Origin of the sequence: Psychrobacter sp. Ps7, assembly GCF_022129225.1 — a bacterium.
GTDB lineage: Bacteria > Pseudomonadota > Gammaproteobacteria > Pseudomonadales > Moraxellaceae > Psychrobacter > Psychrobacter immobilis_A.
Genome location: NZ_JADQAH010000008.1, coordinates 41,572 through 57,835, shown reverse-complemented (window position 1 = coordinate 57,835; position 16,264 = coordinate 41,572). Strand labels below are relative to the sequence as shown.

The window sequence follows — 16,264 nt, the reverse complement described above, 5'->3', positions numbered from 1 at the left end:
GCAAGGAGCAAAAAACATCTATATATTCATTTTTTGTTATATAATTGGATGAACGGTAACAAATGCCCGATGAGCGGCATTGTCTCTCTCTATATATTCGGTAATACTAATATATAGAGAGAGCGATTAGGGCTTTTCAAGATAAAAAGTGTTAGTTGTTGGTTAACAAGATAAATAATGAACAAAAAACATTTAATCGTTATCCGCCGATAACGTGTTTTATTTTGTGATATCGACTCTCTGCAAGATGGATATTATCTCTGATTTTTAAATCTGACCAGTCTGTAAGGGAGTGCACACTATGAACCGCATCTATAAAGTAATATGGAATGAAGCCTTGAGCTGTTTTACCGCAGTTGGTGAATATGCAAAGGGGCGCGGCAAATCTTCCAAATCTAGCGTGAGCGCAAACGCGACCATCAATACGACTTCTAATCTTTCTTCTACCCAATTTTTCCGACTATCCACGATCGCCATAGGGATGCTGGCGGCTGGATTTACAATGTCACCGCAAGCTTTTGCACAAGTGAATGTCGGCGGTGGTACGGGATCTGGTACGGCAATTTCTTCTTGTAATACAAACAGTACTGAAGCGAATGCTGAAGGCAGCTATTCGGTTGCCATTGGCTGTGAAGCGGACGCTGGGCAAAACTTCAATCTGGTCGATAGAGGCAATCCGTCATTTACTTGGACGGGTGGTTCACAAAACAACTCTGGTAGTACCGCCATTGGCACTGGGACAGAAGCCGGTGACGTCGCTACTGCTCTAGGCACTCAAGCAAAAGCCATTGGTCGGTCATCTGTGGCAATTGGGGCGGCAGCGTATTCTAATGGAAATACCTCGTTAGCGCTTGGACGTCAATCGGCAGCGACTGCTGACTTTGCTCAGGCTATTGGTAATGTCTCATCAGCAACGGGTCAAGGCTCTCTTGCTGTTGGTCATTCAGCACTTGCCTCAGGCAAACGTGGTATTGCGATTGGTTCAACTGATTTTGAAAATGCAGGTACAGTGGCTGATCAAGCAAATGTAGGTTATAGAGCGAATGGACAAACTCAAGCAGTTGGCAATGATACGATTGCCTTTGGTAGTAATGCAAAAGCGACTGCTGATAACAGTCTTGCTTTTGGTGTCGGCTCTCGATCTAACGCAGTAAATGGCATAGCATTAGGTTCAAACTCTATTGCAAATCGTGCTGGTGGTGCCAGTGGTTTTGTGCCAGTAGGAGCAGATAGCTCAGTCATCCAAGCAACGGATAGCGTTACACTTGGCGCGGTCTCTGTAGGAACAGGAGCAGCGGGTGGCAACCGTCAGATTGTAAACGTCGCAGCAGGTAGCAGTGACAGTGATGCTGTCAATGTGGCTCAGCTAACGGGGCTGTCGAATACTGTCGCTAATAATAAAACCAAGTATTATAGCGTGGACTCAGCTGCTGTCGGTAATGCTAATAACGACGGAGCGACAGGTTATAACGCCATGGCGCTGGGCGGAAATGCAAAAGCCACAGGCAGCCAAACCATTGCGATTGGCAGCTCAGAATTTGGGCAACAGACGATGGCAAGTGGTGAGCAATCGATTGCTATCGGTGCTAACGTCGTGTCTAGAGGGGCATCGTCTATCGCAATAGGCGGTGATGACCTAAATTTTGCATCGAAAACCAATATCGATGGTAGTCCGCTGTCACCACTAAATAATGGCACAGTTAATGATGTTTTCAAATCCTACGTAGGTAAAGATTTGGTAGAAACTAATCAGTACGATGTCAATACCGAAGCTGGAGGTGCTGCGTCGATAGCTATTGGTGCAAAATCGCTGTCTAAAGGTGATCTGTCTACAGCCATTGGTGTTCATTCCAATACCTCGGGAACTGCTTCTTCAGCGTTCGGTGTTGGCGCATCAGCGAGCAAAGATGGTTCAGTCTCTTTAGGTGCAGGCTCAACAACAGCAACAAGTGCAAGCTCTGAAAAGACGATGACAGTTGGTGGCGTGGTATATGATATCGCCGGTAATGTCATTGATGATAAGGGCATGCTACGAGAGGGTGCGCAAGTATCCGTGGGCGTAGTAGGATCTGAGCGTCAGATCAAAAACGTCGCTGGTGGAGCTGTCACTGCGGCTAGTACAGATGCAGTGAATGGTAGTCAATTGTATGCGACCAATGAAGCGGTGGGAAATAATACCACGACTATTAACAAGGGCTTTGCGCTAAAAGCTGCTGATGGTAATACAGTACAGAAACCATTGGGACAAGCCGTTGAGGTGGTTGGCTCTAACAGCAACATCGACACCCGAGTAAAAAATGGCAAAATTGAAGTTGAGCTCAATGACAACTTAAACCTAGGTACAACAGGCAGCGTTAGCACAGGTAACTTGCTAAATGGCACAACGGTCAATGGTCTAGGTATTGTCACTGGCGGCGTGCTTACTGGCGTCACTACCGTTAGTGGTGCAGGTGTCACGGTAACGGGTGGAAGCATATTTAACCCTACCAATGCCACGTTAACCAGTAATGGTCTGACCATTTTAAATGGTCCAAGCATCACCAAAAGCGGGGTCAATGCGGGTAATAAGAGAGTTATTAACGTTGATGATGGGGTTAACGCAAAAGATGCGGTGAATTTTAGTCAGTTAGAAACGACTAATACTAATGTCACGTCCAATACTAACAACATCTCAACCAATACCACCAATATTGGCACCAACACTGACAATATTGCTAAAGGCATCAAGTTTAATGTGAATGATGCAAGTAGCGGCGGCACTCTCAAAAAAACCTTTGCCTTGGGTGAAGAAATTAAGTTTGATACAGACAGCAATTTAACTACCACTGGCTTATCAACGAGTGATGGAATCAAACTTGGCTTAGCCAACAACTTAACAGGTCTGAATAGCGCAAGCTTTAATAGCGGCGTTAGTATCTCATCTACTGGTATCAACGCAGGTGATAAAGTCATCTCAGGAGTGGCTAGCGGTGGCACAACAGAAACCAATGCAGCAAACATCGGTGATGTACAAATGGCAGCCGCAGAAGCGAGAACCAAAGTAGTTAAAGGTACGAATGTTGCCAGTGTTGACTTTTCAACCGATAGCGATACTGGACAGGATGTCTATACTGTCAATGCCAATGGCACCAGTGTTTCTACTGCAGATGCTAATGCACTAACAGTTAGCACTAGTGTCAAAGATCCTGATACCAATATCACCGACTATCAAGTTGACCTAAGCGAAGGTAGTAAGGCAAGCTTGGTAAAAGCCGATAGTGCGATGCAAACGGTAGTGACACAAATCAATGGTGCTGATGTCAAGACTTTGGATAAAGACAATAATACAGCCAACTTTATTACTGGTGATAATATTGTCTTGACCGCTGACAATGGCGGTATCAAAATTGCTACTGCTGCCGATTTAGTCTCAACCAGCTTGACCACAGGAACTACAGTCGTCAACGCTGATGGTGTCACATTCACGGGTGGGACTAATCAAACGGTCAGACTTAGTAATAGTGGGCTGGACAATGGTGGCAATCAAATTACTAATGTCGCTAACGGTACAATAGCCAGCGATGCCGTAAACTTTGGTCAACTACAAGCCACGACCACGACCATCGATAAAGGTTTTGATTTCGATGGTGACACGGGTACTACCGTTAATCGTCAGCTTGGTGACAAGCTGACAGTCAAAGGTGGCGCGACCGTGGCAAGTGACTTGTCAAATGGCAACAACATTGGCGTCGTTGCTGACGGTACCAGCACATTGACCGTGAAACTTGCGAAAGATTTAACTGGTCTTAACAGCGCAAACTTTGGTAGCGGTGTCAGCATCTCAGCCAATGGTCTAAACAACGGTGGCAATAAAATTACTAACGTTGCAGAAGCGACCACAGGTAAGGATGCGGTAAACTTCGACCAATTGTCAGCAACCAATAGTCTCGTGGCTAAAGGCATCAAAATCGGTGATGGCAATAGTGCCAACGACCAGCAGTTTGCTTTAGGTGATACCATCAACGTCACTGGTGATAGCAACATTACGACGACAGCCTCGGCAACGGGTGTTCAGGTGAAACTGAATAACCAGTTGAATTTAGGCAATGAGGGTAGCATGCAGATTGGTAATAGCATTATGAATAGTAATGGCTTTACCTTTACCGATAATGGTCCGGGTAGAACGGTTAGACTGAGCAGTAGTGGTCTTGACAATGGTTTTAACAGAATCACCAATGTAGCTGCTGGTATTGCAGATACAGATGCGGCGACTGTCGGACAGTTGAACGCCACGACGTTTGCCCTTGATCAAGGTTGGGGACTAACGGCTCAGGGTGATGTTGCCACTATGATCAAACAAGGCAGCGCCATCGATTTGAACAGTACAGATGGTAATATTAAAGTGTCTAGATCAGCGGACAATAATGTTAGTGCTGGCCTACGTGCTGCTGCACCATTGGCAGGCGTCAATGACATTAGCTTCGATTTAAATCCAGACCTGAATTTAGATAGCGTAACGACGGGTGATACCATTATGAATAATAATGGACTGACTATTACAGGTGGACCTAGTGTCACCAAAGCGGGCATCAATGCTGCTGACACTAAGATTACAAACGTTGTGAACGGCGATGTCTCTGAAGGTAGCAAAGATGCTATCAATGGTGGTCAGCTCTATGCACAAGGTAGTGGCATCAGTAGTATCATTGGCGGTGAGACAGTCTACAATCCTGTAGATGGTACCTTTACCAATAGTAATATTGGTGGTACTGGTCAAAATAGTATCGACGGTGCGATTGCTTCTATTAAGCAAGGAGAAATCGTTATCAATGAAAACATCCAAGCCAACACTACCAATATCCAAACCAATACCACGAATATTGCCACGAATAAAACAAACATCGACACTAATACGACCAATATCAAAGTGAACAAGGATAAAATAGATGCGGGTCTCAATTTTGGTGCTGATAGCGGTGCTACCATCAACAAACCAGTAGGCGATGGCAGTGTCCTCACCTTCACAGGTGGTAATAACATCACCACAACAGCAGCAGGCAGTAGTATTAAGTTTGATCTAAACGGTAATATTAATATCGATAGCGTCAAAACTGGCAATACGACAATCAATAATAATGGTGTCAGCATTGTCGGTGGTCCTAGTATGACTGCAAGCGGTATCAACGCTGCTGGTAACAAGATCACTGATGTGGCTGATGGCATGGCACCCAGAGACGCTGTGAATATGGGTCAATTAGATGCTGTTAGTCAAAGACTTGGCAACAACATGAATGAGCTAGGTTATAAAATTGGTGAAGTCGAAGACGATGCAAATGCTGGTATCTCAGCCGCCATGGCAATGTCTTCACTACCGCAAGCTTACATCGCTGGTAAATCCTTAATCGGTGGCGGTATAGGAACGTACAATGGGGAAAGTGCAGTTGCTATTGGCTTCTCGAAGTTATCCAATGATGGTCGTTGGGTCATGAAGGTAAACGGCACCGCTGATACCCAAGGTAATGCTGGCGGCTCGATTGGTGCAGGCTTCCATTTTGATTAAAGCAATCAAGCCTACTATCAAGTAAAGTGATTTGTTAATTATAAAAATTAGTCATAAAAAAGCAAGACATCAGATGCCTTGCTTTTTTATGACATGAGCATGAAGACGTTTTCAGCGTGATGATTTGGTAGTCACTATTTGGTAATCACTATTTGGTAGTCACTATATGATTTTTACCAATGATTTGTTTTTCTTTGGCTCAATAGCCAAGCGATAATAAGCCCTCATTCTATGAGGGCTTATTTATTTTTATAAAAGCAATTCTATACTCTGAACATGGCTGCATTTGGGGTCAATCCGACATAAGCCATGCCAGCTTGCTCCATCCAATGTGGCTGCACGATACCATGTTGTAAAATAGCATGAATGTCTCGATGCGCTCTTTCTATTCTATGTTTTTTATATAGCGAGACCGTACCAGCGACCGCATAAATCTCCGATACCATGGCTCTGGCTTCTCTCGCTGCCTCACAGGCTGCTGACCACACATCAGCCAGCTGTATATCGGTAAAGGCATTCTGTTGCTGTGCTTCGTTCCATAATATCTCGACACTATTGTGTAGTTGTGCGCGCCTAGACGCTAATAGTGTTTTGCTTTTAGCGATAGTCGCTTGCACCGCTGCACGATCACGTAAATCTGGGCTTTTACCGGGCGTTACTTTCTCAAGGCAAATTTGGATTAACTCGTCTGTCGCTGCTTTTAAGACACCTAGTGCCATCGCTGCACAGCCAGCGGCATTAATACAACCGATTGGTAGGCGACTATACACATTATCGATGGCGACAGGGCTATCAAAATCGACCGCATAACGCTCCTGCACAAACGCGTCTTTGATGACGATGTCGTGACTGCCTGTACCATTTAGTCCACCAACATGCCAAGTATCAATCACTTCCACATCTTCTTTTGGAATAAAGAACAGCTTTAAGTTTGCACCCGGTCCAAGGGTCGTAGGCGCGCCTTCGGATATTACCAAGCAGCGCAGCACAAACCAGTCTGCCAATTCACAACCTGATACTAACGTCCATCGACCTGAGACCGTATATCCTTCAGCGGTTTGTTTAGCAATCCCTTCAGGGCGAGCTGAGTTGGCATAGACATGAGAGGGGTCACTGTATATCTCCTGCATACTAGGCTCGTCTAAAAACCGTCCAAATGTGCAGGCCAAATGATTGTTCCAAACGATCCAAGCAACTGAGGCTTCAGCACTGGCTAGCGTCTCATAAACCTTTAACGTTTCCACAGGATTGCCTTGCCATCCTCCCAACGATTTTGGCAGTCCCATCTTAAATAGCGACAACTCTGACAGTTTTTTGACCACTGTCGGTGCAATTTTTCTACAGGTTTCTGTTTCTTCTCTAGCCGATAGGGCTAAATCATAAATATCTTGAGCGGCATGGGATGGTAGAGCGTCTTTGTTATTTGATAAAGGTGTATAACTCATAATATCCAACCTTATTTTAATGAATAAAACAGTATGTTTATCTAAAATCAATTCTAAATTTGAGATATAACAACGCCTATACCAAGAATAGCCAACAGTTGACTGCTATACAACCAATAATTTGAATATATGGAATATTATATTGAGATAAAAAGTGGAAGTGATGATTCGATGAAATATTGAATGCTGTATTTGGCTTAAGAGTATCGATGCTTTGTCTATTTTCAGGCAGTCATTCGTTTTGATTGCTTTGTCTGAGCCCTGAGCCCAGAAATTATAAGGGCGTTTCGTTATTAAATTCTCTAATCATTTAATTTTCTAGTCATTTAATAGTAAAACACCCTTACTGAAAGCACCCTTTTGATTATTTATTGAGACTTGGGCGCATCAGGCTGCATACTAGGATCAGCGTCGGCAAATGCTTTGAACGTACGGCAATGCGTGTCAATTTCGACGATATTGGGATAGGCACTTAAATCCACGTTAAAACGTCGCGCCGAAGAGACCTGAGGAATCAAATAGCAATCTGCAAAAGTAGGACTGTCACCGTAGCAAAATTTTCCACGGCTTTTGTCTTTTGCTAGTATTTTTTCTAACGCCGCAAAGCCCTCACTCATCCAACGGTTGCACCACGCCATGACTTTTTCTTCGTCTACCGTCAGCTCATTGCGTAGATATTGTAAGATACGGCGATTATTAATAGGATGAATATCACAACCAATCATAGCGCTAATGGCACGTACTTGCATACGTCCAGCCGCGTCTTTAGGCAATAGCGGGTTTTTAGGATGAACCTCTTCTAACCATTCTAAAATGGCTGGGCTTTGATATAGTAATAAATTATCAGTCTGTAAAACAGGCACTAATCCTTGTGGATTGAGTGATTTAAACGTATCTGCTAACTGCTCATCTTTTGCTAAATTGACCGAAATATAATCATAATCTAAGCCTTTGAGATTCATCGCGATACGAGTACGATACGAGGTGCTGCTGCGAAAGTAGCCATAAAGTGTCATCATTGTGAATTCCTTTTATTATGGTAGGTTGTGAATGAGATAAGCGGTTATAATTAATAATACGAAATGTATGTTATACAATTAAAGAACTCTTATGACGTTACCTCTTCATTTCAGTTTTTCATGAATATATTAGATTAATATGCCAAGTAAATTACTCATTGAGCAAAACATGCCAGCAGCTGAAAACCCTTTAGAAAATCCCGTGACAACCAATAAAAGTCAAAGTGGCGTCCAGTCACTGGAGATTGGCTTGTCGGTATTAGACGTTCTTATTGATCATAACGAGCCGATGATGCTAAAAGATATTGCGCAAGTGATGCAAATGCATCCAGCAAAGTGTCACCGCTATTTGGTCAGTCTTATTCGTAAAAACTATGCGCGTAAGCTTGATGATGGTCGCTACGGGCTAGGCGATAGGATTAACACATTGGCAGCATTGGGGCACTCTGGGTTTAGTCAAAACAATATTTTAGAGCGGCTAACGCACATCGCTAATGAAATCAAAGACACCCTGAATTGCGGTGTGCAGATTGCCAAATGGTTTAGCGAAGGTCCTATTATTATTCAGTCCGTTGAACCAGATAGTCCGATTAGTATTATCACTCGTATCGGTTCACGTATGCCGCTGACGACATCGGCGACGGGGCAATTATTTGCCAGTTATCAGCCAGATGCCGTCATTCAGCCATTGGTCACAGCTGAATGGCAGACAGACAATGAAGCAATAATCACAGAAAAATGGCAGAATTTCAGTCACTTGCAAGCCAAGATTCGTACCCAAGGCTATGCGACAGTGACGGGTGATATGCTCATGGGTATTAATGCCATTACGATTCCTGTCATAGTGCCGCCGTTTGTTAATAGCGCTGTTAATCTATCGGCTGTTAGTGGCAAAACTGCTAGCAAAGGACTACCACTAGAATACGCCATCACTATCATTGGAACGACACAGCAATTGCCTATGAGTGAGCAACACAACGTGGTTGAGCAAATTCTAGCAATCGCGCAGCGTTATCAAATTGCGTAGCTGGTATTTTTACTATATAAGTTTTAATCATATAAATTGACCGGCTATCGCGTAAAGGTTGAATATCATTTAATGATATTCAACCTTTAGACCATGCAGGCGCTACTTGCTGCTTTTGCTTTTTCGTATACATTATTAGCATCTAGACCAGTGGCATTGACTTCATCTAGATAGTGCTGCGAGCCTTCCATTAATGGACCTTTCCAGTCTGGGTCATTGAGTGGGTCAGGGATATCGATCATGATATCGCCTTTTTCTTTGGCTGCGGCCATTGCTTTGGCGTTACTGACGTCAAATACTTTGGAGACACGTGCTGCCATCTCGGCACCTGAATTATTATCAATTACTTTCTTGAGATCATCGGGCAAATTGTCGTATTTCTCTTTATTCATACTGATAACAAAAGTAGAGTTATAAAAAGGAATGTTGGTGTGCGTATTGATTAACTCATCAAGACTAAATGCTTGAATGGGCTGCCAAGTAAAACTAAGTCCGTCAATGACACCGCGTTGAAGGGAAGTATAAGTATCACTGGCAGGCATGCCAACGGGCGCCGCGCCAGTCGCTTCGATAATGTGACTGGCAACCGCAGAAGGTTGGCGAATACGCAAACCTTTCATATCAGCTGGCGTGCGAATAGGCTTATCTACAGTATGCAGAGCGCCTTGTCCAGTGCCTATCAGCGCTAGCAGGTGAGTATCTTCGTACTCATTTTTAATGACACCATCATCATACAGTTTATGAAGTATGCAGCTCTGCTGCTGTGCAGTATTGGTGATACCTGGCAGCTCTACAATTTGAGTTAAAGGAAATCGCCCTGCTGTATATCCTTGCGCTTGCATACCAATATCAACGATACCTTTCGCGGTAGCATCATAGGTAGCGCCCGGTTTGCTAAGAGTAGCCGAAGGGTAGATCTCAATCTTTAAGCGGCCTTTTGATTCTTCTTCGATTTTCTTTGCCCATGGCTGCAATGCTTCGGTGTTTATGTTGTCATTGGCAGTCATAAAGTGTGAGAATCTTAGAGTAGTCACATCGCCTGTATCTACATCAGCGCTGACCGCTTGATCGTTATTGGAGCAGCCAGTCATCGCAATCGAGGCAGCGAAGAGTATTCCTAAAGGGGTTTTTATTTTCATCATTGAATCCTTTCATGATGGTTAGATATTGTTCGCTACCTAGGACGTATCATCAATTAGTATATTGATACATTTAGTGGTTTTAAAATGATGGCACGCCCTAATTAATCATATAAAAAGAGATAGCGAACACAATAACAGGTCAATTACTCACCGACAGGCGCGACTTCTCTTGCTTCAGCCAGTTCCTCTGCATGTAAAAACTGGGTATGAGCTGGTGCGCGTTTGGTACGTGACCATTCTTCTAACATCTCATACTTCATGGCTTCAGTAATCATCGAGACTTTTTCTTCTGAGGTAATATCATCGTAGGTGAGTTCCATACGATGGCCATTAGGATCAAAGAAATAGATAGAATGGAAAATACCATGATTGGTCACGCCGACCACATCAATACCATTTTCTTCTAAATGCTTTTTTGCTGCCATTAAGGCATCACGGTCTTTTACCTTCATGGCTAAGTGTTGCACCCAATTTGGGGTATTCGGATCAAAACCCATTTCAGGCTGATTCGGCACTTCAAAAAACGCCAATACGTTACCATTACCTGCATCTAAAAATACATGCATATAAGGATCAAAGGCTTTGGTCGAAGGCACGTGGTCTTCAGCAAATGCAAGGATGAAATCCATGTTTAGGTATTTTTGATACCATTCAACGGTTTCTTTGGCGTCTTTGCAGCGATAGGCCACATGATGGATTTTTTCAATTTTAAAGCTCATATCAAACTCCTTTTGATAGGGAATGCAGTGAGTAATAGGCTGCCAGTACCGATTGACTATAGGTCGATGGTTGCTTGGCAGCTCAAAACAACTGTGCTCACATTTTTTCTAGACTATTTGTCAAAATCAAAGTTAAGCGCGGGCAGTACTTTGCCACGTACTTCACCAAACCCGACACGAATGCCGTCTTTTTCGCTATAGCCTTTCATGATTACTGTGTCGCCATCTTCAATAAAACTGCGGGTCTCGCCGCCTTTTAAAGTGACAGGTTTGGTCGCATTCCAAGCAATCTCTAACATTGAGCCATAAGAATCTGGCGTTGGTCCTGAAATCGTCCCTGAGCCCATCATATCGCCAACTTCCACTTTACAGCCAGTGATGGTGTGGTGGGTGAGCTGCTGCGCCATTGACCAATACATATGCTTGAAGTTGGTCTCACAGACCACAGTGGCGCTATCTGAGTTTTCAGGCAATAACTCAACTGATAGATGGATATCATAGCTATTATTATTGCTGTCTTTTTCGTTTAGATATGCCAATGGTTTTGGCTCTTGAATCGGGCATGCTATTTTAAAAGGTGCCAACGCATCCATAGTCACAATCCAAGGCGAGACTTCAGAAGCAAAGGTTTTGGCATTAAATGGACCTAAAGGCACGTATTCCCATTTTTGAATGTCACGGGCTGACCAGTCGTTGAGTAAAACCATGCCAAAAATATGCTCAGAGGCATTGTCTACTGCAATTGGTTGACCAATGCTATTACCTTTACCAACCACAAAAGCAGTCTCAAGCTCAAAATCTAAACGCTTGCAGGCTGAGAAAATAGGGCGGTCGTCAGCGTTTAGCTTTAATTGACCAGAGGGGCGTATCACATCAGTGCCACTGACGATGACGGTGCTGGCGCGTCCGTTATAGCCGACTGGCATTTCAGTCCAGTTAGGTAGCAGGGCGTTGTTTGGATCACGGAACATAGTGCCGACGTTGGTGGCGTGCTCTTTAGACGAATAGAAGTCAGTAAAACCTGGGACGTGAACAGGCAGATGCATGGTGACGTCTACTTGATTAAATAGCGCTTTTTTCTGCAAGTCTTGATTATCACGCAAGGTGTCGCTAGCACTAGATAGTAGGGTTTGGATGGTTGAGCGTGCCTGCGTCCAATTGTCTCGACCTGAGTCAATAAAAGCGTTTAGCGTTGGTTGATCAAAATATGGACCGCCCTCTAAGCTCAGTAAACCTTCTGCTTCGAGCACAGCCAAATCCAACACGTACTCACCGATAGCCACACCAGCGCGGCGCTTATTATTATCAGCAGCGTCTTTGGCATCACTAAAAATACCGTAAGGCAGGTTATGAATGGAGAAGTCAGAATCAGCGGCGATATCGATAAAGGATGTGAGGGTGTTGTCAATCGTTGACATAGGTTGCTCCTTGCTAAAGCATATAATGAATTACGTTATAATTAACTACTTACGCATAATGTAATTTATCAAAGTGGAGATTGCAAGGGTTTTTGTGCAGTGTTTTCTTAAAAGAGATGTGATACTAGGGACGTTGATGTTCTTTGGTAAAATAAATAGGAAAAATGCAGGACATAAAAAAAGGCTGAGCACTCGCTCAACCTTCTTATGAATCGCTATTACTACTACCACACCGTTTTAATGCGTGCTCACTCAGTCTTTTAAGACGTCTGCCATGGCATTGGCCACATAGTCGATGTTGCTAGTGTTCAGTCCAGCCACACACATACGTGAGTTGGAAACCATGTAAATGCCAAACTCGCTTTGTAAGCGTTCGACTTGCTCAGGCGTCAGACCAGTAAAGCTAAACATGCCGTTTTGACGAGTAATATAGTCAAAGTTGCGGTTCGGGATTTTGGCTTCTAATACTGATTTTAGCTGTAAACGCATGGCTTTGATGCGGTCGCGCATCGCATAAACTTCGCCAACCCATTGCTTATGTAGTGCTTCGTCGTTCATAACGATATCGACTACACGACCACCATGTGAGGGCGGGCTTGAGTAAATACGACGTACGGTAGCATTCAGCTGACCGAAGACGCGCTCTGTCTCGTCAACCGTTGGACAAACAACTGATAGACCGCCGACACGCTCACCATATAGCGATAAGTTTTTAGAGAATGAGTTGCTGACAAACAATGGCAAGCCCATATCGACAGCTTTACGAATCGCATAAGCATCGCTGTCCATGTCTTCGCCAAAGCCTTGGTAGGCAATGTCCATAAATGGAATCAATTCGCGCGCTTGAATGACGTTCAGCACGGTATCCCATTGCTCACGGGTCAAATCTAGCCCTGTTGGATTGTGGCAACAAGGATGCAGCAAGATTACATCATTTTTGTTCAACGTCTCAAAAAACGCAATCATTTCATCGAACTTGATGCTGCTGTTGGCTTTGTCGTAGTACGGGTATTTACCCACTTCGACATCAGAGCCCTCAAAAATGGCAATGTGGTTGCCCCATGTTGGGTCACTCACATAGCATTTAGATTGTGGAAACCATTCATGGATGAACTCAGCGCCGACTTTTAACGCGCCAGAACCGCCGATCGTAGCGATAGTAGCGACCAAACCGTCTTTTAAAATCTGTGCGTCTTTACCGAATAGTAATTCCTGACAGCCTTTACGATGTCCTGGCAAGCCTGCCATCGGCAGATAAGGACGCGGCGCAATAGGATCGGCAATGCGTTCTTCGGCTGTTTTTACACAGTCAAGTACAGGCAATACACCATTTTCATCATAATAAATACCAATGCCTAAATTGACCTTTTTAGGATTGTTATCTGCTGTATATTTTTCCATCAGCCCTAAAATTGGATCACCAGCGTAATAGTCGATACGTTCAAACATGTTGTTTCCTTATGAAATATAAATCAAGCCGCCAAAAATCATAGAGCAAATTGACGGTTAACTCAATATGAGATTCAATTATCTTGCATAATTAATAAAATAGTTGGTTGAAACCATTGTGTTTCAAGGCTTTTTAAGCACCGATGATCTCTGTATCAGCGATACTTAAGTATGCTGTAAGTCATTAAAATGACTGGAAAAATAGCTCTGCAAGAAGTCTTTGAAAGCAATGGTAGCAGGCGATAACGCACGAGAAGCACGCTGATAGATAAAAAACTGCCGCATTTTAACGGGTTGTGCCAGCGGCCTCATTTGTAAACCATTGGCGCTAACCCAGTCGATGACTTCGGGCATATAGGGCAAACATAAGGTAATGCCGAAGCCTTGACGGGTCATCTCAAGCGCGGTGGACATAAAATTGACCTTGTAACGCGCCTGTTGAATATGACTGGCGATCTGGTCGTCCAATTCGGCTGTCACTTGTTCAATGAAAGGGCCTTGCAGCGTGATGAGCGGAATGTCTAATAAATCCTGCCACGTTATTTCATGTTTTTGTGCCAGCGCATGGTTGTCAGGCATCACCACACAAAATGGCAGCTGATATAACAAATCAGCATTGATGTCGTCCTCAGCCTCCATAAATCCAAGCTCAGTACCGACACCCAAATCTACTTCAATGTCCTGAATATGTCTGAGTAAGTTTTCTGCCGAACAATCTAATAACGATACGCCAATCTCGGGGTGTTGTTTGGAAAACTGGGCGATGACCGCTGGCATAGAGGAGGCTGCAAACTGCGAAACAGCGAGTCGTACTTGACCTTGCGCCAAGCTCGTTAAGCTGCTTGCCTCATTTTCAAACAGCTGCATCTCATTCAAGATACGCCGTGCTTGCGGCAATAAATGCCGTCCTACTACCGACAACGACAGCTGGCGGGTAGTACGGTCGAACAGCACAATACCGAGGCTGGACTCTAGCTCTTTAATCAAGCCGCTAACGGCAGATTGGGTCAAATGCATCTGATCGCTGGCACGGGTAAAACTGCCATTGTCAGCGACTTGGATGAAAGCGGTTAATTGGCGAATGCTGATATTCATAAGTAAACCTGATAAATAAATCATAAAAAACAATTAGTCTTATAAATAAACCTAATCTAATATAAATACATCGTCAATAAGAATTATTGATTGAAGACATTTTTTATTGCATTTTTACCACCAATTGAAATTAAGGATGATTACAATGGCAGATTTATTTGACAACCCAATGAACCTGAATGGGTTTGATTTTGTTGAATTCGCCTCACCTCAACCGGATGCGGTCGACGCATTGTTCAAACAGCTTGGCTTTGCCCATGTCGCCAACCATCGCTCAAAAGATGTGGCGCTATACCGTCAAGGTGACATCAATCTTATTCTAAATCGTGAACCAAAAAGCGAAGCGAGTTATTTCGTTGAAGAGCATGGTGCTGGTGCTTGTAGCATGGGCTTTCGTGTGCAGAATTCCAAAAAAGCTTATGAGCGTGCCATCGAAATGGGCGCGCAGCCAGTAGACGTGCCCACTGGTGTAATGGAGCTGCGCTTGCCTGCTATCAAAGGTATCGGTGGCTCACTGATTTATCTTATTGATCGTTATAAAGATGGTGAGTCTATTTATGACGTCGATTTCGAGTTTTTTGCTGATGTAGACCGTCGTCCTGTCGGGCATGGTTTTAAAGTTATCGACCATTTAACCCATAACGTCTACCGTGGTCGTATGGCCTATTGGGCAAACTTTTATGAGCGCATCTTTAACTTCCGCGAAATCCGCTTTTTTGACATCAAAGGTGAATATACGGGTTTGACCAGTAAAGCCATGACAGCGCCTGATGGCAAAATCCGTATTCCATTGAACGAAGAGTCAAAGCAGGGCGGCGGTCAAATTGAAGAATACTTGATGCATTTCAACGGTGAAGGTATTCAGCATATTGCTTTAGCCAGCGATGATTTGTTTGCCAGCATCGATAAATTAAAAGCAGCGGGTATCCCGCTCATGACCGCTCCAACTGCGACTTACTACGAAATGCTGAGTGAGCGTCTACCAAATCATGGCGAAAATGTCTCTGAGCTACAGATGCGCGGTATCTTGTTAGATGGCACCACTGAAGGCGGCACACCGCGTCTGCTACTACAAATTTTCTCTGAAACTATTTTAGGTAGCCCTGTTTTCTTCGAGTTTATCCAGCGTAAAGGTGATTACGAAGATGGCTTTGGCGAAGGTAACTTCAAAGCCCTATTTGAATCCATCGAGCGCGATCAAGTCCGTCGTGGCACGGTTGGTCAGCCAGAAACTGAAACACCGTAAGCGCCTCTACCTTTAGGGAAAAATCCATAAAATAAACGGGCAGGGCAAAAGGAGTTTGTCTTGTCCCTAATAACCACTGCGCTCTGTAATACCATGTGTTCAATGCGATGACTGAGCTATGGTTCAGTCATGATTGAAAACGACTAGCAAAAATTCAGAGCGGTA

10 protein-coding genes are annotated in these 16,264 nt (G+C 44.0%); 3 read left to right on the top strand and 7 right to left on the bottom strand.

From position 1 onward, the window contains the following. Positions 1-301 precede the first annotated feature (301 nt). Positions 302-5,539, top strand: a complete 5,238-nt coding sequence (locus I3257_RS04685) for a YadA-like family protein (protein WP_238048968.1) — start codon at positions 302-304, stop codon at positions 5,537-5,539. 263 nt (positions 5,540-5,802) lie between these two features. Here the strand turns inward: I3257_RS04685 and I3257_RS04680 are convergent, their stop codons facing one another. Further along, a complete protein-coding gene (locus I3257_RS04680; RefSeq protein WP_238048967.1) occupies positions 5,803-6,984 on the bottom strand; it encodes an acyl-CoA dehydrogenase family protein in 1,182 nt (393 codons plus the stop codon). A 368-nt stretch (positions 6,985-7,352) separates the two neighbouring features. Further along, positions 7,353-8,000, bottom strand: coding sequence for a maleylacetoacetate isomerase (maiA, locus tag I3257_RS04675; RefSeq protein WP_238048997.1), 648 nt, complete (start codon positions 7,998-8,000; stop codon positions 7,353-7,355). Between the two features lie 142 nt (positions 8,001-8,142). On the opposite strand from maiA, the gene I3257_RS04670 reads away from it, so the two are divergent. Next, positions 8,143-9,030, top strand: a complete 888-nt coding sequence (locus I3257_RS04670; RefSeq protein WP_227678110.1) for an IclR family transcriptional regulator — start codon at positions 8,143-8,145, stop codon at positions 9,028-9,030. Positions 9,031-9,116: 86 nt separating this feature from the next. On the opposite strand, the gene I3257_RS04665 is transcribed toward I3257_RS04670, so the two are convergent. The 5 genes from I3257_RS04665 to I3257_RS04645 form a co-directional block, all read right to left on the bottom strand. Beyond that, positions 9,117-10,169, bottom strand: coding sequence for a TRAP transporter substrate-binding protein (locus I3257_RS04665; protein WP_238048966.1), 1,053 nt, complete (start codon positions 10,167-10,169; stop codon positions 9,117-9,119). 146 nt (positions 10,170-10,315) lie between these two features. Then, entirely contained in the window at positions 10,316-10,891 is a 576-nt protein-coding gene (locus I3257_RS04660; protein ID WP_055124084.1) for a VOC family protein, read from the bottom strand. A 113-nt stretch (positions 10,892-11,004) separates the two neighbouring features. Further along, the gene (gene fahA, locus I3257_RS04655; RefSeq protein WP_238048996.1) at positions 11,005-12,300 is read right to left on the bottom strand and encodes a fumarylacetoacetase; all 1,296 of its coding nucleotides are present in this window, start codon (positions 12,298-12,300) and stop codon (positions 11,005-11,007) included. Between the two features lie 261 nt (positions 12,301-12,561). Beyond that, entirely contained in the window at positions 12,562-13,758 is a 1,197-nt protein-coding gene (locus tag I3257_RS04650) for an amino acid aminotransferase (RefSeq protein ID WP_055124082.1), read from the bottom strand. Positions 13,759-13,923: 165 nt separating this feature from the next. Continuing rightward, positions 13,924-14,853 carry a LysR family transcriptional regulator gene (locus I3257_RS04645; protein WP_198330808.1) on the bottom strand — a complete coding sequence of 310 codons (930 nt, stop codon included), beginning with the start codon at positions 14,851-14,853 and terminating at the stop codon, positions 13,924-13,926. A 145-nt stretch (positions 14,854-14,998) separates the two neighbouring features. On the opposite strand from I3257_RS04645, the gene hppD reads away from it, so the two are divergent. Next, on the top strand, positions 14,999-16,099 hold the full coding sequence (hppD, locus tag I3257_RS04640) for a 4-hydroxyphenylpyruvate dioxygenase (protein ID WP_201539157.1): 1,101 nt from the start codon (positions 14,999-15,001) through the stop codon (positions 16,097-16,099). Positions 16,100-16,264 lie beyond the last annotated feature (165 nt).

What these genes read in the sequence shown, in the direction of transcription:
- I3257_RS04685 (WP_238048968.1), top strand. Translation starts at nt 302, where the DNA reads ATGAACCGCATCTATAAAGTAATATGGAATGAAGCCTTGAGCTGTTTT.
- I3257_RS04680 (WP_238048967.1), bottom strand. Translation starts at nt 6,984, where the DNA reads ATGAGTTATACACCTTTATCAAATAACAAAGACGCTCTACCATCCCAT.
- maiA (WP_238048997.1), bottom strand. Translation starts at nt 8,000, where the DNA reads ATGACACTTTATGGCTACTTTCGCAGCAGCACCTCGTATCGTACTCGT.
- I3257_RS04670 (WP_227678110.1), top strand. Translation starts at nt 8,143, where the DNA reads ATGCCAAGTAAATTACTCATTGAGCAAAACATGCCAGCAGCTGAAAAC.
- I3257_RS04665 (WP_238048966.1), bottom strand. Translation starts at nt 10,169, where the DNA reads ATGAAAATAAAAACCCCTTTAGGAATACTCTTCGCTGCCTCGATTGCG.
- I3257_RS04660 (WP_055124084.1), bottom strand. Translation starts at nt 10,891, where the DNA reads ATGAGCTTTAAAATTGAAAAAATCCATCATGTGGCCTATCGCTGCAAA.
- I3257_RS04650 (WP_055124082.1), bottom strand. Translation starts at nt 13,758, where the DNA reads ATGTTTGAACGTATCGACTATTACGCTGGTGATCCAATTTTAGGGCTG.
- I3257_RS04645 (WP_198330808.1), bottom strand. Translation starts at nt 14,853, where the DNA reads ATGAATATCAGCATTCGCCAATTAACCGCTTTCATCCAAGTCGCTGAC.
- hppD (WP_201539157.1), top strand. Translation starts at nt 14,999, where the DNA reads ATGGCAGATTTATTTGACAACCCAATGAACCTGAATGGGTTTGATTTT.